Here is a 25,878-nt window from a genome sequence, read left to right as displayed (position 1 = left end):
ACACGTAGAACAGGGAAATAAACAAAAATTATAGATTTTTATAAGTTTATGGCAACGGCGAATATACATATGTTTGTAGCAGAACATGAAGTTGAAATCCGTTATGCGGAAACAGATCAAATGGGTGTTGTTTACCATTCAAACTACTTAGTGTGGCTTGAGTTAGGTCGCACGAAACTTATACAAGATTTAGGTTTTTCATATGTTGAAATGGAGAAAGAAGGAATTATTTCTCCTGTGTTAGATTTACAAATTTCATACCGTAAAGCGATGCGTTACGGAGAAAAAGCAATCGTAAAAACATGGGTAGATACTGTGAGCCCACTTCGCGTTGTATATGGATATGAAATATATAATGGTGATGGTGAACTTTGTATTACTGCAAGTACGACGAATATTTGTGCGAAAAAAGAAGGGTTCCGCCCTGTATCATTTAAAAAGTTATATCCTGAGTGGTATGCGAAATATGAGGAAATTAAGAAAAAATAAAAAAGCGTGGCAGAAGCCACGTTTTTTTATTTTTCATAATTAAATTGTGGGAAGTCGTCACCTTCGTTAAGTGTAACAGATAAATTATGTCCATCGAAGAACCATTCATCATCGCCTTCAATAAAGAAGTTAATACCTTCTTCTTGAATTTGAACAGCAGGATGTGCAGGATCATCTTTACGAATCCCTAAAGAAAGTCCTTTTTGCACAGTACTGCAACCACCGTATTGTACGAAAAAGCGTAGTGTTTCATTTGATTGTAAGTTTAATTCATTTTTATACCATTGTGCTGCTTCTTTTGTTACGGAAAGATTCATGTATAGTTCCTCCAAATTATGTTGCTTTTTCTTTAGTATAAAAAATAACGCAAAAAGACGCTATTAATATGCTTCACGTTTTCTTTTTGCGTTATGTGGGTTACGATCTTATTTTTGCTTTTTTGAAAAGTTTGCTTTTGGTTCAGTTTTATTTATAATTCGTCCGATATTTGCACGGTGTTTATAAATAACCATACCTGCTAATAAACACATCGCAATAATGAAGATTTTATCCCCGCTAACAATGGATGCAATAACAGCAACAACTGCTGTTACCATAGAAGAAAGTGATACGTATCTTGTTGTAAATAAAAGGGTGAAAAATACAACAGCCAATATTGCAAAAACAACTGGTGAATAGCATAATAGCACCCCAGCAGAAGTTGCAACTGCTTTACCACCGCGGAATTTTGCGAAGATTGGATAGACATGTCCAAGAACAGCCGCTAACCCGAACCATAGTGGATGAATATCTAATCCGAAAATCATTGGTAGACTTGTTGCTAATGTCCCTTTTAAAATGTCAGCAATTGTAACGGTAAAACCTGCTTTTTTCCCTAATGTGCGGAATGTGTTTGTTCCGCCTAGATTACCGCTCCCGTGCTCACGAATATCGATTCCGTAGCCGATTTTTCCAACAACTAGTGCAAATGGAATCGAGCCAAGTAAGTAGGCAACGATAAATAAAAGATATGTAGTAACCATAAGTTCAGTCTCCTTTATTCAAATGTGTTGATAAAGGGTAAAAAGAGTTTTTCCCGTATATTGTACCATACATTTGTAAAGAGCACATTTCTTTTTTGTAAATGAAAAATTCATTATTTCGTGAAAAAAATTTCACAGTAATGTTACATTTCTCACAGAAACAGTAAGACTATATGTAGTAACATTTTAATCAAAAGATAACAACATATTGGTGGAGGGTTATAAATGTTACAAAATAATACACGTGGAGAAGAAGAATTAATGAAAGTGTTTGAGACAATAGTCCACGGCAATGAACAAGATTTGATGCAAGAAAATGCAAATGTAGACGGCCGCTCTCCAATGGGCGTAATGGGAACGTTCGCATCTGAGAGTGCAAAATATTATGCTGTTGAGAATTTATTGTCAGATCAAGTGAAAAAAGCGATAAATGAAAATATATTATATCCACATGATTTAGATTTTTATGCAACAGGAACGACGACTTGTTCACAAATTCCGTTAGCGCAAATGCTTGCTAACGGTTTTCATACTGGACATGGACATATGAGACAACCGCAAGACATTAAAAGTGCATTGGCTCTTTCGTCTATTATTTTTCAAGCGAATCAAAATATGCAGCATGGTGGTCAATCGTTTGCACTCTTTGATATTGATTTAGCACCTTATGTACGAAAAACAATTGAGAGACATAAAAAACGATTACAATCATATCCGCTTACGAAAGAACAAATAGAAGAATTCGCATGGAAAGAAACGGAAAATGATACGTATCAAGCGTGTGAGGCTTTCGTTCATAATTCGAATAGTATGCATAGTAGGGGCGGAGGACAAGTACCGTTTATTTCTATTAATTACGGAACAGATACATCAAAAGAAGGAAGAATGTTAATTAAACAACTTTTAAAAGCGACACAAGCTGGACTTGGTAAAGGAGAGACACCGATTTTTCCGATTCAAATTTTCAAGATGAAAAAAGGTGTGAATTTTGAAGAAAGTGATCCGAACTACGATTTATTTGAATTAGCATTAGAGACAACGGCTGAACGATTGTTCCCTAACTTTTCATTTTTAGATGCTCCGTTTAATGCAGTACATTATGATGGAAGACCAGAAAGTGAAGTATGTTACATGGGATGTCGTACCCGTGTTATGTCTAATATACATGGAGAAGAAACAGCGATTGGTAGAGGGAATTTATCATTTACGTCTATTAATTTAGTGAAATTAGCGTTAATTAGTGGTTCAAAAGAAGCGTTTTTTGAAGCGCTAAACTATTATTTAGATTTAGGAATTAAGCAGCTATTAGAAAGATATGCGTATCAATGTACGAAGCGAGCAAGAGATTTTCAGTTTTTATATTCACAAGGTGTATGGCGTGGTGGAGAAACGTTGCAGCCTGAAGACTCCGTAGCCTCGATTTTAAAACAAGGGACGTTAAGTATTGGTTTTATCGGTCTTGCGGAATGTTTAGTAGCTTTAACAGGAAAGCATCATGGAGAAGATGGAAAATCATGGAAACTTGGGTATGAAATTATTTCCTTTATGAGAGATAGAATGGATAAAGCGACAGAAGAACATCAACTGAATTTCTCAGTAATTGCAACTCCAGCAGAAGGATTATCAGGGAAGTTTGTGAAAAAAGATAGAGAAGAATTTGGTGAAATTAACGGTATAACGAACCATAATTACTATACGAATTCATTCCATATTCCAGTTTATTATAACATTCAAGCGATAAATAAAATCCGTTTAGAAGGCCCGTTCCACGCTCTCTGTAATGGAGGACACATTACTTATATTGAACTAGATGGAGCAGCAATGCATAACAAAAAGGCATTAAAACAAATTGTACAAGCCATGGCAGAACATGGCGTTGGATACGGTTCAATTAATCATCCTGTTGACCGTTGTAAGTGCTGTAGTTATCACGGGGTTATTGGGAATGAATGTCCAAGTTGCGGGAATAAAGATGAGGCTAATATAGAAAGAATTCGCCGTATAACAGGCTATCTTGTAGGAGATATGTCGAAGTGGAATAGTGCGAAACGTAGTGAAGAGATAGATCGGGTGAAACATAAATGAAAGTGATGAATATTATTCATGATAGTGTAGTAGATGGAGAAGGATTGCGGACAGTCGTGTTTTTTGCGGGCTGTCCGCATCGTTGCGTTGGTTGCCATAATCCGAAATCGTGGAATATTTGCAATGGAACGGAAATGACAGTAGAAGAAATTGTGAAAGAGATTGCAAGTAATCCATTAACTGATGTAACATTTTCAGGTGGAGATCCATTTTTTCAAGCTGCTGAAGTGAAAAAGGTAGCAAAAATCGTGAAAGATTTGAAAAAAAACCTATGGATGTATACAGGTTATACGTTAGAAGAGATACAGAGTTCTCAAAATAATGATATGATAGAGTTGTTACATTATGGGGATGTTTTAGTCGATGGAAGGTTTGAAATTGAGAAAAAAGATTTAACACTTCCATTTCGCGGAAGCTCCAATCAACGTATTATTCGATTGAAAGAGTAAAAAGGCGGGATAGATTATATGAATAAAACAGTATTGCTTGTTGAAGATGAAAGAAGATTACGTGAAATTGTTAGTGATTATTTTCGTAATGAAGGCTTTGAAGTAATCGAAGCAGAAGATGGAAAAAAAGCGTTAGAGTTATTTGCAGAGCATGAAATTGATTTAATTATGTTAGATATTATGTTACCGGAAATAGATGGATGGTCTGTTTGTAGAAGAATTAGAAAAGAATCAGCAGTACCAATTATTATGTTGACAGCACGTTCGGATGAGGATGATACATTGCTAGGTTTCGAATTAGGTGCAGACGAGTATGTAACGAAACCATTTAGCCCGAAAGTATTAGTAGCTCGCGCAAAGACGTTATTGAAACGTGCGGATGGTGCGGTAGGAGTAGCGGAAGAAAATGCTATGTCTTTAGCTGGAATAGAAGTAAATCGTCTATCTAGAACTGTTTTAGTAGATGGAGAAGAAATTATATTGACACATAAAGAATTTGAACTTCTTGTGTATTTAATGGAGAACAAAGGAATCGTGTTATCACGTCAACATTTATTAGATCAGTTATGGGGATATGACTATTACGGTGATGACAGAACGGTTGATACCCATATTAAAAAACTTCGAAATAAGCTAGGAGATAAAGCGAAGCATATCGGTACTGTTATTCGAGTTGGTTATAAATTTGAAGAATAATCTAGAACGATTTGTGTAATTTAGCCTAGGGAAATGGCGATTTTATACTCTCTTTTGAAGGTAGAATGTACAAAAAATACTTTTTTTGTCTACAATGTTAGATAGGAGTATTTTTTTAATTAGATTTCACGATGAGTTCACAAGAAGGACACAAAACGTGACTATACTGAAAATACGAATTTACCAGAGAGGGGAAATAAAACATGGGATATTACGACGGACCAAATTTAAATGAAGAGCATAGTGAAACGAGAGAAGTGAGAAAATCAGGTAGTAAAAAAGGCTATTTCTTCACAGGTTTAGTGGGGGCTGTAGTCGGAGCGGTTTCGATTAGTTTTGCAGCACCATATATGCCATGGGCTCAAAATAATGGAGCGCCAGTATCATCATTTAGTTCGGATTCAAAAGTAGAAGGTACTGTAGTTCCTGTTGTAAATAAAGCGAAAAATGAAACTGATTTACCTGGTATGATTGAAGGGGCGAAAGATGTTGTTGTAGGTGTTATTAATATGCAACAAAGTGTTGATCCATTTGCAATGCAACCGACAGGTCAAGAACAACAAGCTGGTTCAGGATCAGGTGTTATTTATAAAAAAGCAGGGAATAAAGCATATATCGTAACAAACAACCACGTAGTAGATGGTGCAAATAAACTTGCTGTAAAACTAAGTGATGGTAAAAAGGTAGATGCAAAGTTAGTAGGGAAAGATCCTTGGTTAGACTTAGCTGTTGTTGAAATTGACGGGGCTAATGTGAATAAAGTTGCAACTTTAGGTGACTCAAGTAAAATCCGCGCGGGTGAAAAAGCAATTGCAATCGGTAACCCACTAGGTTTTGATGGAAGTGTAACGGAAGGTATAATCAGTAGTAAAGAACGTGAAATTCCAGTTGATATTGATGGCGATAAACGACCAGATTGGCAAGCACAAGTTATTCAAACAGATGCAGCGATTAACCCTGGTAACAGTGGTGGTGCATTATTTAACCAAAATGGTGAAATAATTGGGATTAACTCAAGTAAAATTGCACAACAAGAAGTTGAAGGAATTGGATTTGCTATTCCAATTAATATCGCAAAGCCAGTTATTGAATCACTTGAAAAAGACGGAGTAGTGAAACGTCCAGCGCTTGGAGTAGGTGTCGTTTCATTAGAAGATGTGCAAGCTTATGCAGTCAATCAATTGAAAGTACCGAAAGAAGTAACGAATGGTGTTGTATTAGGTAAAATTTACCCAATATCACCGGCTGAAAAAGCTGGTTTAGAGCAATATGATATTGTAGTAGCATTAGATAATCAAAAAGTAGAGAATGCGCTTCAATTCCGTAAATATTTATATGAAAAGAAAAAAGTAGGCGAGAAAGTAGAAGTTACATTCTACCGTAACGGTCAAAAAATGACGAAATCGGCTACTTTAGCAGATAATTCAGCTACAAAGAATCAATAATCGAAATAAAAGAAAGTCTCTTTCATATTGAAAGAGACTTTCTTTATCGGCTATACTAAAGGAATAGGAGGGATTAATTATGACAATTGAAAACCCAACTCGTACGGAAATTGGTGAAGTGTTAAAGAAAAGCAAAACAATTGCGGTTGTTGGATTATCAGATAAGCCAGAACGTACATCGTATATGGTTTCAAAAGCAATGCAAGATGCTGGATACCGCATTATTCCAGTTAATCCAACAGTAGATGAGGTGCTTGGAGAAAAGGCAGTTTCTTCACTAAAGGATATTAAGGAACACGTTGACATAGTAAATGTATTTCGTCGCTCAGAGTTTTTAATGGATGTTGCAAAAGAATTTGTAGAGATTGATGCAGATGTTTTTTGGGCACAATTAGGAGTACAAGATGAGGATACATACAAATTTTTAAAAGAAAAAGACTATACTGTAATAATGGATCGTTGTATTAAAGTAGAACATGCGATGACAAAATAGTATAGATTTAAAGGTAGAAAGATTGATTCAGCCCTCATTATAGATAAGTAGGGCCGATGAACGAGGTGTTCATCATGAGATTTTTTAAAGGCTGTTTTTGGGGGTTGTTATTTGTAATCCCATTTTGGATCTTGATCATTTGGATCATAATAAAGGTTTGGAATGTGTAATCTTGGAATACATATCCATTTCTCGTTGACAAACGATTATTTTTCTGAAATAGTAGCCTAGAGGAATCCTTGTGAGAAAACAAGGATTTTTCTATTGAAAATGGTATATAAAAGAGATAAGATAACTTGCCAAAACTATAGTCGAGGCGTTATTCTATAATAGAAACATATGTTCTGATTTTGGATTAGGAAAGGGGCAAGGAGTTTGGCGAAGCATCAGTTCCAATATAATGAAGATGCGATTCAAGTGTTAGAAGGACTTGAAGCCGTTCGAAAACGCCCGGGTATGTATATCGGGAGCACGGACAGCCGTGGATTGCATCATTTAGTATATGAAATAGTAGATAACTCCGTTGACGAAGCGTTAGCGGGATTTGGCGACGAAATTTCAGTCGTAATACATAAAGATAATAGTATTAGCGTTATAGATAAAGGGCGAGGAATGCCTACGGGAATGCATAAACTTGGGAAACCTACACCTGAAGTTATTTTAACTGTACTTCATGCCGGTGGTAAGTTTGGTCAAGGTGGTTACAAAACGAGTGGTGGTTTGCACGGTGTTGGGGCATCGGTTGTAAATGCCTTATCAGAATGGTTAGTCGTAACGATTAAGCGTGACGGAAATATTTACGAACAACGCTTTGAAAATGGCGGTGTTCCTGTAACGACGCTTGAGAAAATCGGGAAGACGAAAGAGTCTGGTACTACGATGCATTTCAAACCAGATACAACGATTTTCAGCACAACAAATTATAATTATGAAACATTATGTGAGAGATTACGTGAATCTGCATTCTTATTAAAAGGAATGAAAATCTCAATAAAAGATGAACGAAATGATTTAGAGGATGTATTTCATTATGAAACGGGAATTGAAGCTTTCGTTTCATATTTAAACGAAGAAAAAGATTCCATTCATCCAGTTGTATATTTCACTGGTGAACAAAATGGAATTGAAGCAGAACTAGCATTTCAATTTAACGATGGCTACTCAGAAAACATTTTATCGTTTGTAAATAACGTACGTACAAAAGATGGTGGAACACACGAAGCTGGATTTAAAACAGCGATGACGCGTGTGTTTAACGAGTATGCTCGTAAAGTAGCACTATTAAAAGAAAAAGATAAAAACTTAGAAGGCACAGATATTCGTGAAGGTGTAGCGGCTATCGTTTCGGTACGTGTACCAGAAGAAGTGCTTCAGTTTGAAGGGCAAACGAAAGGGAAACTAGGTACAAGTGAAGCGCGTTCTTCAATTGATGCCATTGTATCTGAGCATTTAGCATACTTTTTAGAAGAAAATCCTGATGTAGCTACACTTCTTGTGAGAAAAGCAATTAAAGCAGCACAAGCCCGTGAAGCAGCCCGTAAAGCAAGAGAAGAAGCGCGTAGTGGTAAGAAAAAGAAAAAATCAGAAGGTACGTTAAGCGGGAAATTAACACCTGCACAATCACGTAACCCGCAAAAAAATGAACTGTACCTAGTAGAGGGTGACTCTGCCGGTGGTTCTGCGAAACAAGGACGAGACCGACGTTTCCAGGCCGTATTACCGTTACGTGGTAAAGTAATTAATACAGAAAAAGCAAAGCTTGCTGATATCTTTAAAAATGAAGAGATTAATACAATCATTTATGCGATTGGCGGCGGTGTAGGAAATGAATTTGATGTTGAAGATATTAACTACGATAAAGTTGTAATTATGACCGATGCCGATACGGATGGGGCTCATATTCAAGTATTGTTATTAACGTTCTTCTACAGATATATGAAGCCACTTATCGAAGCTGGTAAAGTGTTTATCGCACTTCCTCCTTTATACAAAGTAAGTAAAGGAAAAGGTAAGAGTGAGGTAATTGAATACGCTTGGTCAGACGAGGAATTAGACGGTGTAACGAAAAAAGTTGGAAAAGGCTATATGTTACAACGTTATAAAGGACTTGGTGAAATGAATGCGGATCAATTATGGGAAACAACAATGAATCCTGAAACGCGTACATTAATTCGCGTGAAAATTGATGATGCAGCAAGAGCAGAGCGTCGCGTTACAACATTAATGGGCGATAAAGTAGAACCGCGCCGTAAATGGATTGAACGTAATGTACAGTTTGGTATGCAAGAAGAAGGAAATATTTTAGAAAATGAAATGATTATGGAGACGGAGGTGGAATAACATGCAAGCAGAGAAGTTTCATGACCTCCCGCTTGAAGACGTGTTAGGTGATCGTTTTGCACGTTATAGTAAATATATTATTCAAGATCGTGCACTTCCAGATGCACGTGATGGCTTAAAGCCAGTACAAAGACGTATTTTATATTCTATGTATGTAGAAGGTAATGTACATGATAAAGCGTTTCGTAAATCAGCTAAAACAGTAGGTAATGTTATCGGTAATTATCATCCACATGGAGATTCCTCTGTATATGAAGCAATGGTACGCTTAAGCCAAACTTGGAAAGTACGTAATGTTTTAGTTGAAATGCATGGTAATAACGGTAGTGTTGATGGGGACCCAGCGGCAGCGATGCGTTATACGGAAGCTCGTTTATCACCAATCGCATCTGAATTATTACGTGATCTTGATAAAGAAACAGTTGAATTCGTGTCAAACTTTGATGATACGAGTGAAGAACCGGTTGTATTACCAGCAGCGTTCCCGAATTTATTAGTGAACGGATCTACAGGGATTTCCGCTGGTTATGCAACAGAAATTCCTCCGCATCATCTTGGAGAAGTTATTGATGCTACAATGATGCGTATTGATAAGCCAAATAGTACTGTTGATGATTTATTAACAGTTATGAAAGGACCAGATTTCCCAACAGGCGGTATTATTCAGGGGATTGATGGTATTAAAAAGGCGTATGAAACAGGTAAAGGTAAAATTATTATTCGCGGAAAAGCAGAAGTTGAAACAGTGCGCGGTGGGAAACAACAAATTGTAATCACTGAAATTCCTTACGAAGTGAATAAGGCAAATCTTGTAAAGAAAATGGATGAATTACGTCTAGATAAAAAGTTAGATGGTATTGCTGAAGTGCGTGATGAGACAGATCGTACTGGTTTACGAATTGTTGTTGAATTAAAGAAAGAAGCAAACGCCGAAGGTATTTTAAATTATTTATATAAAAATACAGATTTGCAAATTCCATATAACTTTAATATGGTAGCGATCAATAATCGTCGTCCAACACTTATGACATTACCGAAAATTTTAGATGCTTATATTGGACATCAAAAAGAGGTTATTACGAGACGTTCGCAATATGAATTAAGAAAAGCAGAAAATCGTCAACATATTGTAGAAGGTTTAAAGAAAGCATTATCGATTTTAGACCAAGTAATTGAAACAATTCGAGCTTCAAAAGATAAACGTAACGCGAAAGATAATTTAAGTGCAAAATTTGGCTTTACAGAAGCACAGGCAGAAGCAATTGTTTCCTTGCAATTATATCGCTTAACGAATACAGACATTACGGCGTTACAAGAAGAAGCAGATGAGCTTAATAAGAAAATTATTGAGCTACAGGCAATTTTACAAAGTGAAAAAAGATTACTTCAAGTAATTAAAACAGATTTAAAGAGAGTTAAGAAAACATATAGTGATGATCGACGCGCAATTATTGAAGATCAAATCGAGGAAATTAAAATCGATGTAGAAGTGATGATCCCACAAGAAGATGTCATCGTTACTGTAACGAAAGAAGGATATGTGAAACGTACTGGATGGCGCTCACATAATGCCTCAAATGGCAAAGACTTCGGTATGAAAGAGGGTGACATCTTACTTGAACGATTCGATACGAATACGACAGAGACAGTCCTCTTATTTACGAATAAAGGCAACTATATATATCTGCCAGTATACGAAATGCCAGATATTCGTTGGAAAGATTTAGGTCAGCACGTTGCTAATATCGTTTCACTCGACCGGGATGAAACAATCATTTGGGCAACGGTTGTACCGAACTTTGAGGAAGAAAAACGATTTATCGTATTTGTAACAAGAAATGGTATGATAAAGAAAACAGAATTAAATCAATATAAAGTTCAGCGTTATTCAAGGGCATTCGTTGCTGTAAACTTGAAAAAAGATGATGAAGTTGTCGATATATTTGCGACAGATGGAACGAGTGATATCGTTCTTGCTACACACGGTGCATATGCACTTATTTTCCATGAAGATGAAGTAAGTCCAGTCGGTGTAAGAGCTGCTGGCGTGAAAGCAATTAATTTAAAAGAAGATGACTATGTCGCTTCTGGTAAACCGTTAAATGGTGACAAAGATCAACTTATTCTCGTAACACAGCGCGGTGCTGTAAAACGTCTAAAAGCATCAGAAATTGAAAAATCAACGAGGGCGAAACGAGGTCTTGTTATTTTCAAAGAATTAAAACGTAATCCGTACCGCATTGTCGGTATTGAAATTGTTCGGGACGATGAATTAGTTTACATGAAGACAGAGAAAAACATTGTAGAAGAGATTGATCCGAAAGCGTATCGAAATAAAGACCGGTATAGTAATGGTAGCCTAGTGCTAGATGTTAATGATACTGGTGAAGTAGTAGAAACGTGGACGAAGAAAAGACCAGAATAAAGAGGGCATCTTGCTATGAATAATAGCAAGATGCTTTTTTCTAGGCAATTTATTATGTAAATAATAATAATCTTGTTATAATAACTGAATGAAATCGTTCTCATAAAGTGAAACTTTAATCAATGGGGATTTTCTTTATCCACACTGATTATTAGTTGAACCAATCGGGCTTTAACAAGCAGTTGATTTCTCACCTAATTCCTTAGCTTTCGCTGAATTTTTGGTTAGGAATCTTACTGCCTGTTAAAGCGGGACAAATGGAGGGGCAACATGAAAAAAATAGGTGTAGGGATTGTAGGATTTGGTTTTTCTAGTACGACATTTCATATCCCACTATTACAAACGATAGAAGAATATGATATTCGTGCTGTATTATCCTCAAAAGAAGAGGTAGTAAAAGAAACATTACCAAATGCTAATGTTGTTAGTACAATTGATGAATTGGTGAAGCGAGCTGATGTTGACTTAGTTGTTATTACATCACCTAATACAACTCATTTTCCATATGTAAAAGAAGCAATTTTAAACGGTAAGCATGTTGTTGTAGAAAAACCATTTGTTGTCTCAATTGAAGAAGGGGAAAAGCTTATTTCATTAGCAGAGCAGCATAATATAATGTTAAGCGTATATCATAATCGTCGTTTTGATAATGATTTCTTAACAATTAAGAAATTGTTAGGAGAAAACAGAGTAGGGAATGTATACGCATATGAATCGAATTTTGATCGTTTCCGTCCACATGTACGTGATCGATGGAGAGAAAAAAATCTACCAGGCTCCGGTATATTATACGATTTAGGATCGCATTTAATTGACCAAGCGTTATCAATATTCGGGAAACCCGATGCGATAAGTGCAGATGTAATAAAACAAAGACCAGGTGCAGAGGTGGATGATTATTTCCACATAGTACTTCATTACGGAGTTAAACGTGTCATTTTACGTAGTAGCAGTTATGTGAAAAAAGCTGGACCGCATTTTATAGTGCATGGAGAGAAAGGTTCTATCGTGAAGTACGGTATGGATTCGCAGGAAGAGCAATTAAAAAATGGAATGAAGCCAGGTGATAACGGTTATGGAGTAGACGATGAAGAGAATTTTGCTACTTTAGAAACAGAAGAAAGCTTAGAGCGTATTCCAACAGAAGTCGGTTGTTATGACAATTATTATAAAGGTGTACGAGATAGTATATTAAATGGTGAGAAACTACCTGTAACAGCAAAAGAAGGTTTAGATGTTATTAAACTGATTCAATTAGCGATTGAAAGCAGTGAAAAAGGTAGAGTCATTTCTATAAAATAAAAAGACACGAAATTCGTGTCTTTTTATTAGGAATATGTGAATATGATTAATTATTTAGTTTAGTCGTTTATCATACATTAATTGGATATGTATGCCATAAGGATCTTCAATAATACCATATGCTTCACTAAATATATTTTTTTCTAGCGGAGAGATTATTTTCACATGCTTATCGGAAATTAAATTATTATAAAACCTTTGTATTTCTTCTAAATTAGCACTTTGAATGCAAAGTGACATGTTATTTCCAACGTTATAACGTTCATTAGTATTCATTGTATCTTCTGCTATCATTAGCTTTGTATTCCCAATTTGTAAAACAGAGTGAGCAATATGATCTTTATTTTCACTTGTAATTTTAAAAGAACGATCTCTTTTCGCCAGTTCTTCATACGTAACAATCATTAATTTTTTGGCTTCTAAATTACGTGTATAAAAGTTAATCGCCTCCTTTGCTTGCCCGTTCATTGAGAGAAAAATAGCTATTTCTAATGTCATAAATTCACAACTCCTTTATTAGTTAATAATTATAATATAGACTAAAAAGGTTTCAATACATGATACCTTTTTGGGAGGGAAATATGAAAAAAACTGAACGAATAAATGACATGCTTATTTTCTTAAATAATAAAAGATATTTTAATTTAAAAGATTTAATGGTTAGATATGATATTTCTAAAAGTACAGCTTTACGAGATATTCAATCATTGGAAGAAATAGGTGTACCCATATATTCTGAACTAGGTAGAAATGGAAGTTATAAAATTATAGAAAATAGTGTGTTATCGCCAATTTATTTTAGTGTGGATGAAATGTATGCGTTATACTTTTCGATTCTTACACTAAATGGATACAAGACAAAACCATTTAATATAGAAAGTATTGCGCTTGAAAATAAATTTAAACATGTACTACCTGATAATGTGAGTAAAAATATTTCGATTATGGAACGAACGCTTTCCTTTGAAGTAACAAATCATAGTAATTTTAGTCCGTTCTTAAAAGAAATTTTACAGGGGATTTTTGCTGAGCGAGTTTATTATTTAACATATTTAAAAAAAGATGAGGAGAAAGTATTGGTCGCCCAATTTATTCGAATCGAATCTAAATTTGGCCAGTGGTATGCTAAAATCTTTAATTTTGAGACAAATGGTGTTCAAATAATTAGATGTGATAAAATTCTTTCTATTGAGGAAACAAGCAACACGAATTCAAAAAATCTTGAAGAACTATTAAGTTATCTTACAAACTTTCACAGAAAACCTGATGCAATTGATTTTAGCGTCATTGTTAATCAAAAAGGAAAGGACATTTTTGATAAAGAGAATTATCCTTCCATGAGGATACAAAAAGAAAATGAAAATTATAGTATAACAGGCTATTTTAACAAGCAAGAAGTTGAGTTTATTTCAAGTTATTTTCTAAATTTTGGTGAAACGATTATTTCAATTCAGCCTGTCATGCTAAAAGAGTTAATCTATAATAAGGTGTTATCTATAAAGCAGCATTTAACTTCTTTAAGATAAAGTTAGTTTTAGTCATTTTTTGATATGAAAAAGCCCTTGCGATTTAAATATCCAAAGGGCTTTTTGGTGATTTTATTTGTTCTTTAGAAAAATTACTTTTGTGGAACAGAAAGACCATAGAAGAACATCGTAACGATATCTTTTATATGTTTTTCCCGATCTCCTTCAAGAAGTTGTGCTCCAAATTCATCACCTAATTTTGTAAACATTTGAATGTAAAGTAACATCATTTCTTTAGTAAGGTGTGGATTAATTTCGTTTTTGCGCTGAGCTCGTTCTAATATTTCTAAATACCAGGGTAGGATTTTTTCATTTTGATAACTATAAATAAACTTACGGAGTTCTTCGTCCCTTTGCATCATTTGTAGTAACATATCAGGTTGAAATAATCCGCCAGTATTCATTTTTCTTACAATCATTTTTTGCATCATATCATGAAAAGGTAATTTTTCTTCTGCAAGCTCTTTATAATATTGAAATTCAGATATGATAAATTCTTGTATAAGCTCCCTAAATAACGCATCTTTACTTCCGAAATGATTATAAATTGTAACTTGAGAAACGTTTGCTTCTTTTGCGATATGTTCTATTTTCACTTCATTAAATCCACGTTCTGAAAATAATAAGAATGCTGCTTCTTTAATGGCACGCTTTTTCTTTTCTTTTACTCTTTCAAAGCCGTTCAATGCAATCACCTCACTTAAAATATACAAGAAAAAATAATGGAAAACAATAATTTTGAAATATGGACTGATAAATATTTCAAAAAGTTGTTGCGAATATGAAAGATGAGGAGTACAATAATTTTGAAATATCACATATTAAATATTTCAAAAAATGAGGTGGAATTATGATTTCAGTTCAAGATGTCACAAAACAGTTTTCGAATGGAAAAGGTTTGTTTCATATTACATTTGATGTAAAAGAGGGAGAAGTATTTGGTTATTTAGGACCGAATGGTGCCGGAAAATCAACGACGATTCGTAATTTAATGGGATTTATAAAACCGACAGCTGGTAAAGCGACAATTTTTGGATTAAATTGTTGGAATGAAGCAGCGAAAATTCAAAGGGAAGTTGGTTATCTACCGGGTGAAATTTCTTTTATTGAAGGAATGAACGGATTAGAGTTTTTAAAATTAATGCAAGGAATGCGTGGATTAAAGGATACGAAAAGACGAGATGAACTGATAGAACGTCTGCAATTTGATGTGAAAACACCGATTCGCAAAATGTCTAAAGGAATGAAGCAAAAAGTAGGGATAGTCGCTGCATTTATGCACGATCCAGAGGTGTTAATTTTAGATGAACCAACATCTGGACTTGATCCACTTATGCAGCAAGTGTTTATAGATTTAATATTAGAGGAAAAGCAAAGAGGAAAAACAATTCTTATGTCTTCGCATATTTTCACTGAAATTGAGAGAACTTGTGACAGAGTAGCTATTATTAAAGATGGTCGACTCGTAACGGTTGAAAATATTCACGATTTACAAAGTATGAGAAGACAGGTGATAGATGTAACAGTATCATCACAAGAAGAGATTGAGTCTCTTACAAAGTGTAATTTGCAATTTGAAGCGGTAAAAGGCAGAGAGGCATCTATCATTGTACAAGGAAACTATCAAACTGTTTTACAAACACTTTCAAACTACAATGTAACGGCACTTCAAACGAGAGCGATGGATTTAGAACATTTATTTATGCATTATTACGATAAGAAAGAAGGGATAACGCATGAATAAGCAATTATTTTTAGCTAGTTTGAAAGAAACACAAAAAAGTATTTTGAGTTATGCGTCTGGTGCAGCTTTATATCTGTGGTTATTAATTTGGATATTCCCGTCAATGGTATCAGCGAAAGGGCTAAATGAATTAATAGGTGCCATGCCTGATAGTGTGAAAAAAATCGTTGGTATGGAAAGTCCGATTCAAAACGTAATGGATTTTCTAGCGGGCGAATACTATAGTCTATTATTTATTATCATTTTAACAATTTTTTGCGTAACAGTTGCGACACATTTAATTGCTCGTCATGTAGATAAAGGAGCAATGGCATACTTGCTAGCAACGCCTGTATCTAGAGTACAAATCGCAATTACGCAAGCGGCTATTCTTATATTAGGACTACTGATTATTGTAGCGGTTACGTATGTAGCGGGTATAGTAGGTGCTGAATGGTTTTTAGAGGATAATAACTTAAATAAAGAATTATTTTTGAAGATAAATGTAGTCGGAGGGCTCATATTTTTAGTCGTTAGTGCCTATTCATTTTTCTTTTCTTGTATATGTAATGACGAAAGAAAAGCACTAAGTTATTCAGCGAGTTTAACTATCTTATTTTTCGTATTGGATATGGTAGGGAAGTTAAGTGATAAGTTAGAATGGATGAAAAACCTATCATTATTCACGCTGTTTCGTCCGAAAGAAATTGCTGAAGGATCATATAATATATGGCCGGTAAGTATAAGTTTAACTGCTGTAGCGCTTTGTATTTTTATCGTAGCGATTGTAGTATTTAGGAAGAGGGATTTACCGTTATAGAGTAGAAAGTCCACTGAGAAAGTGGGCTTTTTTTATTTGTAAATTTAAACTAGTATGTTTATTGCATCCTTATAAAGGATATTTATCTTTTTAATTAAAAAAATATTCAAAAAAGTGAACCTTTTTCTAGGTTCATACGTCTAATATATGTAAAGTTAAATTGGAAGTGATGAAGTGAGGATGAAACAGGAGGAACGATTGTGAAAGTAATCCCTTTATATAAAATGATTATAAAAGAAGAAACGGATGTTTCTTTAGCGAAAAAAGGTGATCATGAAGCCTTTATAGCGCTTATACATACAGAAAAAGTGAAGATGTATCGAATAGCAAAGGCGATGTTACGTGATGAGACAAATATAGAGGATGCGATACAGACAACAATTTTAAAAGCCTATGAAAATATAAAAAAATTAAAAAAAGAAGAATTTTTTCAAACTTGGTTAATTCGAATACTAATAAATGAGTGTAACAATATTATTAGAGCGTATAAAAATGTAATTGTGACAGAGGAGAATGATTACAATATGAGTGCGTGTGATCAGTATGAAGATATAGATTTGTGTAATGCGATTCAATCGTTACATGAAGAATTAAGAGCTGTTACGGTGCTTTATTACTATGAAGACATGAATCAAGAGAGTATAGCAAAGCTGTTAGAAATACCGAAAGGAACAGTGAAATCAAGATTGTCACGCGCGAGGGAACAACTACAAAAACGATTAAAGATGGAATAGGGGGTGTAAAGGATGGATAATGAAAAATTATTTGATGAGAAATTAAAAAAGAGAATAAAAGATGAAAATGTTATAGTACCTCCAGAGTTAAATGAAAAAATTAATGGCACGCTACATAATCTTCAGGTAAAAAAGAAGAGTTACAAAATTCATATGATGATAATTAGTGCAGCGGTTTGTATACTTTCAGTGGTATCTATGTCTGAGTTTTCTATACAAAGTTTTGCGCAAAATGGTGGAGTATTTGAATATGTAAAGAAAAAAGCGTTTTCTGATTATGAAAATGAAGAAGAAATAAAATCGAATGTACATTATCCAGATAAAGAAAAGATTCATCAAAAAATGCTAGATTCTATTGATTATTTTAAAAATATTTCAGGACAATTTGAGGAATATTCTAGCTCATCAAGAATTGCTACAACATATAAGTATGCGATTGATACGGAGAAACAAAGAGGTATCTCTTCGAAAGAAGATAAACTAGCCAAAAAACGAACAATTATATATAACGAGGGCAAGAAAAAAGAGTTTGATGATGAGAAGTATACCTATAAAGAGACAAAATGGAACCCGAAAGAAAGAAACAATGAACTATTAAAATTAAATCCTACGGAAAGGTTAGTGAGAAAATCAGATGAGAAAAAGAGATATGATGATGAATATGTAGGGCTAGCTAAATATAGTATTCAATCAGAATTCGCAGATTTATTAATTCGATATAAAGATTGGAATTATAAAGAAACGAAATATCTTGGATTAGATTGTTACAAAATTGAAGGAGTTATAAACATAGAGATGCCTGTTAGCACCTCTGAAGATTTAAGAGGGAAATTCGAAATGGTTGTGGAGAAAAATACAGGGATTATGTTGAAATTTCTTAGTTTTCAAGAAGGCTTGATTCAATATTCAGTTACGACTGAATGGATACAAATAGATAAGGGATTGAAAGAAAGTATGTTTCAAAAGGATAGCGCTAAATATGAAAAAATGAAAAACATATTGGATCAATAGAAACAGGAGGAGAGTAAATGAGGAATCATTCATCTTTAAGAGAAGAGAAAAATAAGCAAAAATATAAAAAGAAAAAGATAATAAGTTTACTACTGGCGGTATTACTATTTGGTGGAATTGGCTATGGAGCCTATGTATATATGAAAACTTCTAGTCTTGTACAAAAATCTAATTTGAATTTAGCACGAGGTGAAAAATCCAATTTACGTGAGAAATCTGTAAAGCCAATTGCAAATCATGTTTCACTTTTAATTATGGGAATTGATGAAAATCAAGAACGACAAAAGGAATATAATGGTGCATTTCATACAGATGCATTATTGTTAGCGACTTTTAATAAAGACGATAAAACAGTGAAATTAACAAGCATACCGCGTGATACATATACATATGTTCCAGTTGAAAAGAAAAAAGATAAAATAACCCATGCATATGGAAGTGGTTTCGTTAAAAATGGTAAAGATGGAGGACCGCAAGCTTCTGTGGAAGCGGTAGAAAAATTGTTACAGGTGCCTGTTGATTATTTTGTGAAATTTAATTTTGGTTCCTTTACTAAAATTGTTGATGGGTTAGATGGTATTGAAGTGGATGTCCCAGTTGAATTTACGGAGCAAAATAGTAAAGATGAACCTGATGCGATTCATTTGAAAAAAGGATTACAAAAATTAAATGGGGAAGAAGCACTTGCACTAGCAAGAACGCGCCATATTGATAGTGATGCAATGAGAGGACAGCGCCAACAACTTGTTATTGAAGCGATTTTAAGTAAATTAAAAAGTGTAGGATCGATTACGAAGTTAGAAAAAATAGTTGAGGCGGTTGATGGTGATTTTAAAACAAATTTAGTAATGGATGATATTTTATCTTTTTATAAATACGGTTTAAACGGTTCAGTTGAAAAAATACAATTAGCTGGTGATGATTTATACTTACCTAATGGCCCAAACGGGCAACGTGTATATTATTATAATCCTAATAAAAAAGATCTACAGAGTTTGAGTAATACTCTTAGAACACATCTAGGATTAAGTGAAAAGCAAATTGAGGAGAATTAAAGCAGACGAAATGTCTGCTTTTTTATTTTTGTAGAAAAGATGTTTTTAGATATATGCATTATTTATTAGCAATAATTAACAAGTATTCAAGTGGTAAATGAGATGAAAGTGATTAAAACAACAAATGTGTATGAATGCGAAATAAGGTTTGAACAACATATGGCATTTTTATGAATATTACTGTAAAAAAATAATTTTTTAAAAATTTTCAATAATAATACTTTACAAAAATTAAAAAATTAGTAGAATAAGAATTAGTAAGAATCGTCTGATAAATATATAGAGAAAAACAGAATTATCAGAAAATTCTTTAGTAGCTATCGTTAAGAATTAGGGAGGGTACAAAATGAAAAAGAAACAAATGAAAAAACTAACAGCAGTTGTAGCACCGGTTTTAGCAATGAGCATGGCGTTAACAGCATGTTCTACATCAGGTGGAGATAAGAAGACAAGCACAAATTCTAGCTCTAGTGGAGATAGTAAGTCAGGGGAAAAATTAGCAGCAAAACAAGTGCTAAATCGAACAGTAACACAAGAGATTCCGACGATGGACTCTTCAAAATCAACTGATACAGTATCTTCACAAATGCTAGGTAATACGATGGAAGGGTTATATCGTCTTGATAAAGACAATAAGCCGATTCCAGCAGCAGCAGAATCTAGCACGAAAAGTGAAGATGGTAAAAAATATACGTTCAAACTACGCAAAGATGCAAAATGGTCAAATGGAGATCCAGTAACTGCGAAAGATTTCGTATACGCTTGGCAACGTCTATTAGATCCAAAAACAGCTGCTGAGTATGCATTTATCGCATTCCCGATTAAAAATGCAGAAGTAGTAAATAAAGGAGAAAAACCTGTAACTGAATTAGGAGTAAAAGCAGTAGATGATCTTACGCTTGAAGTTGAGTTAGAGCAAGCAGTACCGTACTTCTTAAACTTAGTAGCATTCCCATCATATTATCCATTAAACGAAAAGTTCGTTAAAGAAAAGGGCGAGAAGTTCGGTTTAGAGTCTGATACAACTGTCTATAACGGACCGTTCGTTCTTAAAGATTGGAAGCATGAACAAGGATGGCAATTAAAGAAAAATGATCAATATTGGGATAAAAAGACTGTGAAACTGGAAGAAGTTAACTTTAGTGTTGTTAAAGAGGCTGCGACTTTAGTCAATCTATATGATAGCGGTCAAGTTGACTTTGCTTTATTAAATGGAGAGTTCGTTGATAAATATAGAAGCAAGAAAGATGAATTTGGCACATATTCACAAGTAAGTACGTATTTCATTCGTATGAACCAAAAACGTGATGGACAAGACACGCCATTAAAGAGCAAAAAATTACGTGAAGCAATTGCGTTATCAATTGATAAAAAGAATTTAGCAAATGTAATTTTAAATGATGGATCAAAAGAAGCTGACTTCTTAGTGCCAAAAGGATTAGCAACCGGACCGGATGGTAAAGATTTCCAAGAGACGTTTAAAAACGGTTTGAAACCAAATGCTAAAAAAGCGGCTGCAGCTTGGGAAGAAGCGAAAAAAGAACTTGGAAAAGACCAAGTTACGATTGAATTCTTAAACTACGATACTGGTAATGCGAAAAAAGTTGGCGAATATATTAAAGATCAGATTGAGAAAAACTTAAAAGGTGTAACAGTTAATATTAAACTTCAACCATTTAAGCAAAAACTAAAATTAGAAACTGAACAACAATATGATATTTCGTATGGCGGATGGAATCCGGATTATGCAGATCCAATGACGTTCTTAGATATGTTTGAGACTGGACATTCTCATAACCAAATGAGCTTCTCTGACCCTAAATATGACGGCATGGTGAAAAAAGCTGGAACGGAATTAATGAGCGATGCGAAAAAACGTTGGGAAGAGTTAGGAAAAGCTGAAAAAACATTACTTGAAGAAGATGTAGCGATTGTACCTTTATATCAACGAGGAGATTCTTATGTTTTACAACCAAATGTAAAGGGAGTAGTAAAACATAATATCAGTCCAGAATTTAGCTTTAAGTGGGCATATGTGACTGAAAAATAATAGAGTTGAAAAAGCATTTAAAAGTGGCTTAGCTACTTTTAAATGCTTTTTTTGTGAGCTTAAAATACTAATTTTTAGTGTGGTTAAATAGAAGAGAATAAGGTGTATAGTATGTACATATAGTAGATGGGGGATAAATCATACTAAATTAAAAAAATCAGAATATTTAAAATTAAACTATTTACAAATACGAAAAAAAGAGTAGAATAACATTAGTTGTAATTTTCTGAAAAACGAATCTTTAGTAAGGGGTCTCTCAAGGATTGGTAATGTACATATAATTAGGGAGGGTATAAAAATGAAGAGAAAAAAGCTGAAAAAGTTAACGGCAGTTGTAGTACCAGTTTTAGCGATGAGTGTTGCATTGACAGCATGTTCTGGGTCAGGTGGGGAAAAGAAAACGACTACTACATCAAATAGTGGGGAAGAAAAAAAATCTGATATTAAATATGCAGCGAAACAAGTATTAAATCGTACGGAAAACCAAGAAATTCCGACGATGGATACTTCTAAATCTACTGATACATTAGGTTCGCAAATTTTAGGGAACACGATGGAAGGCCTATATCGCCTTGATAAAGATAATAAGCCAATTCCTGCTGCGGCAGAGTCTAGTACGAAAAGTGAAGATGGTAAAAAGTATACGTTTAAACTGCGAAAAGATGCAAAATGGTCAAATGGTGATCCTGTAACAGCGAAAGATTTCGTTTTTGCATGGAAGCGCTTACTTGATAAGAATACTGCGGCAGAATATGCATTTATTGCTTACTATATTAAAAATGCAGAAGCAATTAATAAAGGAGAAAAACCTGTAACTGAATTAGGGGCGAAGGCGGTAGATGATTACACGCTAGAAGTAGAATTAGAAAAACCGGTACCGTATTTCTTAAATTTATTAGCATTCCCATCATACTATCCATTAAATGAAAAATTCGTAAAAGAAAAAGGTGATAAGTACGGTTTAGAAGCAGATACAACTGTGTATAATGGTCCATTCGTTATGTCTTCATGGAAACATGAACAAGGTTGGCAGCTGAAGAAAAATGATAAGTACTGGGATAAAAAGACTGTGAAATTAGAAGAAATTAACTATAGTGTAGTAAAAGAGGTTGCAACGAAAGTAAACTTATATGATACAGGATCAATTGATTTTACATTACTATCAGGAGAGTTTGTAGATAAATATAAATCGAACAAAGAAGAATATGGTGAGTATGCGGAATCAAGTACATTCTTCTTACGTTTAAATCAAAAACGTAACGGACAAGATACGCCTTTAAAGAGCAAAAAACTTCGTGAAGCAATTGCATTATCAGTTGATAAAAAAGGATTGGCAAATGTAATTTTAAATAATGGTTCAAAAGCAACAGATCAATTGGTTCCAAAAGGACTTGCGACAGGGCCAGATGGTAAAGATTATCAAGATACATTTAAAAATGGTCTGAAATATAATCCGAAAAAAGGAGCAGCAGCGTGGGAAGAAGCGAAAAAAGAACTTGGAAAAGATCAAGTTACAATTGAATTGCTAAGCTATGATGATGGAACTGCGAAAAAGATTGCTGACTATGTAAAAGATCAAATTGAGAAAAATTTAAAAGGTGTAACGATTAATACGAAAATTCAGCCGTTCAAACAAAAATTAAAATTAGAAACTGCGCAAGATTATGAAATTTCTTATGCAGGTTGGAGTCCAGACTATGCGGACCCAATGACATTTATTGATATGTTTGAATCGAAGAGCCCGTACAACCAAATGAGTTATTCAAATCCAAAATACGATGAAATGGTAGGAAAAGCAGGTAATGAATTAATGAGTGATGCGAAAAAACGCTGGGAAACGTTAGGGAAAGCTGAAAAATTATTCCTTGAAGAAGATGCAGGGTTAGTTCCTTTATATCAAACAGGAAGATCGTATGTAATGAAACCGAATGTAAAAGGAATTGTGAAACATAACATCAGTCCAGAATATAGCTTTAAGTGGGCGTATGTAACTGAGGATGGCGGAAAAAAATAAAGTGAAAGCATTTCAAAAGTGGCTGAGCTGCTTTTGAAATGCTTTTTAGTATGTATAAGGGAATAAATCTCGTTAGCCTATTGAGAATCGGGTAGGTAATTAGGAAGGTTCTATCGGAGGGATTTAGAGAGGTCAGTAAGTAGTAAGACAGATGATAGTAAGAGACCTCATGCTAATAAGAAAAATATAGAACGTAGTAATAGAGTGGAATAAGGGGAGGGATGTTTACATATAGTAGACGGGGGATAATTCATATAGTAGTTAAAACAACAAGTTACTATAATAAAAAAATAAATATTTAGAAAATTTACAAAAATACTTTACAAAATTTAAAAAAACAGTAGAATATTAATTAATAAGAATTTTCTGATAACGAAAGTTAGTAGAGAATTTCTAAATGTTAATATCGTACATATAATTGGGGAGGGTACAAAAAAATGAAGAGAAAAAAGATGAAAAAATTGACAGCGGTCGTAGCACCAGTTTTAGTAATGAGTATGGCATTAACAGCTTGCTCTGGATCAGGAGATAAAGAGAAGGCAAGCACAACACCAAAAAGCGGTGAAAAAGAAGGCGGAAAGCTAGCGGCGAAGCAAGTGCTTAATTTAACAGAGTCTCAAGAGATTCCATCTATGGACTCTGCTAAAGCGACAGACCAAGTATCGTTTCTAGCTTTAAACAACGTAATGGAAGGTTTATATCGACTTGATAAAGATAATAAAGCAACACCAGGAGTTGCTGAATCATATAAAAAGAGTGAAGATGGTAAAAAGTATACATTTACATTAAATAAAAATGCAAAATGGTCAAATGGAGAGCCTGTAACAGCGAAAGATTTCGTGTTTGCTTGGAAACGTGCGGTAGATAAAAATACAGCAGCAGAATATGCATACATTATGTTTGATTTAAAGAACGCAAAAGCAATTAATGATGGGAAAGCACCACTTGATACGTTAGGTGTAAAAGCTGTAGATGATTACACATTAGAGGTAGAATTAGAAAATCCAGTTCCTTACTTTGTAGAATTAACTTCATTCGGAACATTCTATCCGTTAAATGAAAAATTCGTAAAAGAAAAAGGTGAAAAATTTGGTTTAGAAGCAGATACAACGTTATACAACGGACCGTTTACATTGACAGACTGGAAACATGAAGAAGGATGGAAATTAAAGAAAAATGCACAATATTGGGATAATAAAACAGTGAAGTTAGATGAAATCAACTTTAACGTAGTAAAAGATAGCGGTACACGTGTAAACTTATATGAAAGTGGACAAATCGATCGTGCGGGACTTACATCTGAAATGGTTGACAAATATAAATCAAATCCAGACTTCTATACACAAAAAACACCATCAACGTTCTTCTTACGTTTAAACCAAAAACGTGGTGGGCAAGATACAGTGTTAAAGAGCAAAGATCTACGTTTAGCGATTGCAAAAGCGTACGATAAAAAAGGTTTAACGAATGTAATTTTAAATGACGGATCTACACCGGCAGATTACTTAGTACCAAAAGAATTTGCGAAGAGTCCAGATGGAAAAGACTTCCGTAAAGATAACGGAGATATTTTAAAAACAGATGTGAAAAAAGCAAAAGAGCATTGGGAAAAAGCGAAAAAAGAACTTGGAAAAGAGCAAGTAACGATTGAGCTATTAAACTACGATAGCGATAATGCGAAAAAAGTAGGAGAATTCTTAAAAGGAGAACTTGAGAAAAACTTACCAGGGTTAACAGTGAACTTGAAAAATCAACCGTTTAAACAAAAATTAAAATTAGAATCAGATTTAGATTATGATTTATCTTACGCTGGTTGGGGCCCTGACTACTTAGATCCAATGACATTCATTGATATGTTCGTTACAAATGGTCCTCATAACCAAACTGGATATTCAAATCCAAAATATGATGAAATTGTAGAAAAAGGTAAAGGCGAGCTATTAACGAAAACGAAAGAACGTTGGGATAGCTTACTAAAAGCTGAGAAAATATTACTTGATGATGCTGTAATTGCACCATTATATCAACGTGGTGATGCTATCGTTCAAAGACAGAAAGTAAAAGGTATTGTTCACCATCCGGTTGGTGGAGACTACAGCTATAAATGGGCATATATTACAGAGGATAAGTAAGATGAGGGGCGTACAATACGCCCTTTTTTCTATGCACTTTTCTTCCGTGCTCGAATATATAAAATAA

The 25,878-nt window shown here is 34.2% G+C and carries 22 protein-coding genes; 18 read left to right on the top strand and 4 right to left on the bottom strand.

Annotated elements, in window-relative coordinates; all coding sequences use genetic code 11:
* Positions 1-69: 69 nt before the first annotated feature.
* The gene (locus ES895_RS18040; protein ID WP_000495812.1) at positions 70-489 is read left to right on the top strand and encodes an acyl-CoA thioesterase; all 420 of its coding nucleotides are present in this window, start codon (positions 70-72) and stop codon (positions 487-489) included.
* A gap of 26 nt (positions 490-515) precedes the next feature.
* Here the strand turns inward: ES895_RS18040 and ES895_RS18035 are convergent, their stop codons facing one another.
* Together ES895_RS18035 and plsY are read right to left on the bottom strand one after the other, a co-directional pair.
* Entirely contained in the window at positions 516-806 is a 291-nt protein-coding gene (locus ES895_RS18035) for a HesB/YadR/YfhF family protein (RefSeq protein WP_001054453.1), read from the bottom strand.
* Positions 807-914: 108 nt separating this feature from the next.
* Positions 915-1,511 (bottom strand): glycerol-3-phosphate 1-O-acyltransferase PlsY, encoded by a 597-nt coding sequence (gene plsY / locus ES895_RS18030; protein WP_000258974.1) that lies wholly within the window; start codon positions 1,509-1,511, stop codon positions 915-917.
* Positions 1,512-1,736: 225 nt separating this feature from the next.
* On the opposite strand from plsY, the gene ES895_RS18025 reads away from it, so the two are divergent.
* From ES895_RS18025 to ES895_RS17990, 8 genes are all read left to right on the top strand, one after another.
* Positions 1,737-3,596, top strand: a complete 1,860-nt coding sequence (locus ES895_RS18025) for an anaerobic ribonucleoside triphosphate reductase (RefSeq protein WP_097863037.1) — start codon at positions 1,737-1,739, stop codon at positions 3,594-3,596.
* The gene (gene nrdG, locus ES895_RS18020) at positions 3,593-4,045 is read left to right on the top strand and encodes an anaerobic ribonucleoside-triphosphate reductase activating protein (RefSeq protein ID WP_000867078.1); all 453 of its coding nucleotides are present in this window, start codon (positions 3,593-3,595) and stop codon (positions 4,043-4,045) included. The genes ES895_RS18025 and nrdG overlap by 4 nt, the downstream gene beginning before the upstream one ends.
* Positions 4,046-4,063: 18 nt before the next feature.
* Positions 4,064-4,741, top strand: coding sequence for a response regulator transcription factor (locus ES895_RS18015; RefSeq protein ID WP_001044679.1), 678 nt, complete (start codon positions 4,064-4,066; stop codon positions 4,739-4,741).
* A gap of 203 nt (positions 4,742-4,944) precedes the next feature.
* On the top strand, positions 4,945-6,186 hold the full coding sequence (locus ES895_RS18010; RefSeq protein ID WP_000542641.1) for a S1C family serine protease: 1,242 nt from the start codon (positions 4,945-4,947) through the stop codon (positions 6,184-6,186).
* Positions 6,187-6,265: 79 nt separating this feature from the next.
* Positions 6,266-6,679, top strand: a complete 414-nt coding sequence (locus ES895_RS18005) for a CoA-binding protein (protein WP_000151387.1) — start codon at positions 6,266-6,268, stop codon at positions 6,677-6,679.
* A gap of 375 nt (positions 6,680-7,054) precedes the next feature.
* Positions 7,055-9,019 carry a DNA topoisomerase IV subunit B gene (gene parE / locus ES895_RS18000; protein WP_001062202.1) on the top strand — a complete coding sequence of 655 codons (1,965 nt, stop codon included), beginning with the start codon at positions 7,055-7,057 and terminating at the stop codon, positions 9,017-9,019.
* 1 nt (position 9,020) lies between these two features.
* Positions 9,021-11,444 (top strand): DNA topoisomerase IV subunit A, encoded by a 2,424-nt coding sequence (gene parC, locus ES895_RS17995; protein ID WP_001147463.1) that lies wholly within the window; start codon positions 9,021-9,023, stop codon positions 11,442-11,444.
* A gap of 270 nt (positions 11,445-11,714) precedes the next feature.
* Positions 11,715-12,746: an oxidoreductase gene (locus ES895_RS17990; RefSeq protein ID WP_000719771.1), complete on the top strand. Its 1,032-nt coding sequence runs from the start codon at positions 11,715-11,717 to the stop codon at positions 12,744-12,746.
* 54 nt (positions 12,747-12,800) lie between these two features.
* Here ES895_RS17990 and ES895_RS17985 read toward each other — a convergent pair whose 3' ends face one another.
* The gene (locus ES895_RS17985) at positions 12,801-13,244 is read right to left on the bottom strand and encodes a VOC family protein (RefSeq protein WP_135238543.1); all 444 of its coding nucleotides are present in this window, start codon (positions 13,242-13,244) and stop codon (positions 12,801-12,803) included.
* A 59-nt stretch (positions 13,245-13,303) separates the two neighbouring features.
* Here ES895_RS17985 and ES895_RS17980 point away from each other — a divergent pair, with 59 nt between their 5' ends.
* Entirely contained in the window at positions 13,304-14,272 is a 969-nt protein-coding gene (locus ES895_RS17980; RefSeq protein WP_069605212.1) for a helix-turn-helix transcriptional regulator, read from the top strand.
* Positions 14,273-14,364: 92 nt separating this feature from the next.
* Here ES895_RS17980 and ES895_RS17975 read toward each other — a convergent pair whose 3' ends face one another.
* Positions 14,365-14,967, bottom strand: coding sequence for a TetR/AcrR family transcriptional regulator (locus ES895_RS17975; protein ID WP_002005560.1), 603 nt, complete (start codon positions 14,965-14,967; stop codon positions 14,365-14,367).
* A gap of 155 nt (positions 14,968-15,122) precedes the next feature.
* On the opposite strand from ES895_RS17975, the gene ES895_RS17970 reads away from it, so the two are divergent.
* The 8 genes from ES895_RS17970 (at position 15,123) to ES895_RS17935 (ending at position 25,811) form a co-directional block, all read left to right on the top strand.
* Positions 15,123-16,016 (top strand): ABC transporter ATP-binding protein, encoded by an 894-nt coding sequence (locus ES895_RS17970; RefSeq protein ID WP_016111144.1) that lies wholly within the window; start codon positions 15,123-15,125, stop codon positions 16,014-16,016.
* Positions 16,009-16,815, top strand: coding sequence for an ABC transporter permease subunit (locus ES895_RS17965; protein WP_087967720.1), 807 nt, complete (start codon positions 16,009-16,011; stop codon positions 16,813-16,815). Before ES895_RS17970 ends, ES895_RS17965 begins: the two co-directional genes overlap by 8 nt.
* A gap of 200 nt (positions 16,816-17,015) precedes the next feature.
* Entirely contained in the window at positions 17,016-17,549 is a 534-nt protein-coding gene (locus ES895_RS17960; RefSeq protein ID WP_000864723.1) for an RNA polymerase sigma factor, read from the top strand.
* 12 nt (positions 17,550-17,561) lie between these two features.
* The gene (locus ES895_RS17955) at positions 17,562-18,560 is read left to right on the top strand and encodes a hypothetical protein (protein ID WP_000368246.1); all 999 of its coding nucleotides are present in this window, start codon (positions 17,562-17,564) and stop codon (positions 18,558-18,560) included.
* Positions 18,561-18,577: 17 nt separating this feature from the next.
* Complete coding sequence (locus ES895_RS17950) at positions 18,578-19,615, top strand: LCP family protein (protein WP_135238542.1); 1,038 nt, start codon at positions 18,578-18,580, stop codon at positions 19,613-19,615.
* A 346-nt stretch (positions 19,616-19,961) separates the two neighbouring features.
* Positions 19,962-21,665 (top strand): peptide ABC transporter substrate-binding protein, encoded by a 1,704-nt coding sequence (locus ES895_RS17945; protein ID WP_000730165.1) that lies wholly within the window; start codon positions 19,962-19,964, stop codon positions 21,663-21,665.
* Positions 21,666-21,963: 298 nt separating this feature from the next.
* The gene (locus tag ES895_RS17940) at positions 21,964-23,679 is read left to right on the top strand and encodes a peptide ABC transporter substrate-binding protein (protein WP_000823429.1); all 1,716 of its coding nucleotides are present in this window, start codon (positions 21,964-21,966) and stop codon (positions 23,677-23,679) included.
* A 437-nt stretch (positions 23,680-24,116) separates the two neighbouring features.
* The gene (locus ES895_RS17935) at positions 24,117-25,811 is read left to right on the top strand and encodes a peptide ABC transporter substrate-binding protein (RefSeq protein WP_000823449.1); all 1,695 of its coding nucleotides are present in this window, start codon (positions 24,117-24,119) and stop codon (positions 25,809-25,811) included.
* Positions 25,812-25,878 lie beyond the last annotated feature (67 nt).

Origin of the sequence: Bacillus sp. 007/AIA-02/001 (assembly GCF_004634455.1) — a bacterium.
GTDB lineage: Bacteria > Bacillota > Bacilli > Bacillales > Bacillaceae_G > Bacillus_A > Bacillus_A cereus.
The sequence above is the reverse complement of the archived record's forward strand: the minus strand, read 5'-3'. Positions and strand labels throughout refer to the sequence as shown.

Coding starts and splice junctions, on each gene's coding strand:
- ES895_RS18025 (WP_097863037.1), top strand. CDS start 1,737: ATGTTACAAAATAATACACGTGGAGAAGAAGAATTAATGAAAGTGTTT.
- parC (WP_001147463.1), top strand. CDS start 9,021: ATGCAAGCAGAGAAGTTTCATGACCTCCCGCTTGAAGACGTGTTAGGT.
- ES895_RS17985 (WP_135238543.1), bottom strand. CDS start 13,244: ATGACATTAGAAATAGCTATTTTTCTCTCAATGAACGGGCAAGCAAAG.
- ES895_RS17945 (WP_000730165.1), top strand. CDS start 19,962: ATGAAAAAGAAACAAATGAAAAAACTAACAGCAGTTGTAGCACCGGTT.
- ES895_RS18015 (WP_001044679.1), top strand. CDS start 4,064: ATGAATAAAACAGTATTGCTTGTTGAAGATGAAAGAAGATTACGTGAA.
- ES895_RS17990 (WP_000719771.1), top strand. CDS start 11,715: ATGAAAAAAATAGGTGTAGGGATTGTAGGATTTGGTTTTTCTAGTACG.
- ES895_RS17965 (WP_087967720.1), top strand. CDS start 16,009: ATGAATAAGCAATTATTTTTAGCTAGTTTGAAAGAAACACAAAAAAGT.
- ES895_RS17980 (WP_069605212.1), top strand. CDS start 13,304: ATGATACCTTTTTGGGAGGGAAATATGAAAAAAACTGAACGAATAAAT.
- ES895_RS17950 (WP_135238542.1), top strand. CDS start 18,578: ATGAGGAATCATTCATCTTTAAGAGAAGAGAAAAATAAGCAAAAATAT.
- ES895_RS17970 (WP_016111144.1), top strand. CDS start 15,123: ATGATTTCAGTTCAAGATGTCACAAAACAGTTTTCGAATGGAAAAGGT.
- ES895_RS17940 (WP_000823429.1), top strand. CDS start 21,964: ATGAAGAGAAAAAAGCTGAAAAAGTTAACGGCAGTTGTAGTACCAGTT.
- ES895_RS17935 (WP_000823449.1), top strand. CDS start 24,117: ATGAAGAGAAAAAAGATGAAAAAATTGACAGCGGTCGTAGCACCAGTT.
- ES895_RS17955 (WP_000368246.1), top strand. CDS start 17,562: ATGGATAATGAAAAATTATTTGATGAGAAATTAAAAAAGAGAATAAAA.
- plsY (WP_000258974.1), bottom strand. CDS start 1,511: ATGGTTACTACATATCTTTTATTTATCGTTGCCTACTTACTTGGCTCG.
- ES895_RS18040 (WP_000495812.1), top strand. CDS start 70: ATGTTTGTAGCAGAACATGAAGTTGAAATCCGTTATGCGGAAACAGAT.
- ES895_RS18005 (WP_000151387.1), top strand. CDS start 6,266: ATGACAATTGAAAACCCAACTCGTACGGAAATTGGTGAAGTGTTAAAG.
- nrdG (WP_000867078.1), top strand. CDS start 3,593: ATGAAAGTGATGAATATTATTCATGATAGTGTAGTAGATGGAGAAGGA.
- ES895_RS18035 (WP_001054453.1), bottom strand. CDS start 806: ATGAATCTTTCCGTAACAAAAGAAGCAGCACAATGGTATAAAAATGAA.
- ES895_RS18010 (WP_000542641.1), top strand. CDS start 4,945: ATGGGATATTACGACGGACCAAATTTAAATGAAGAGCATAGTGAAACG.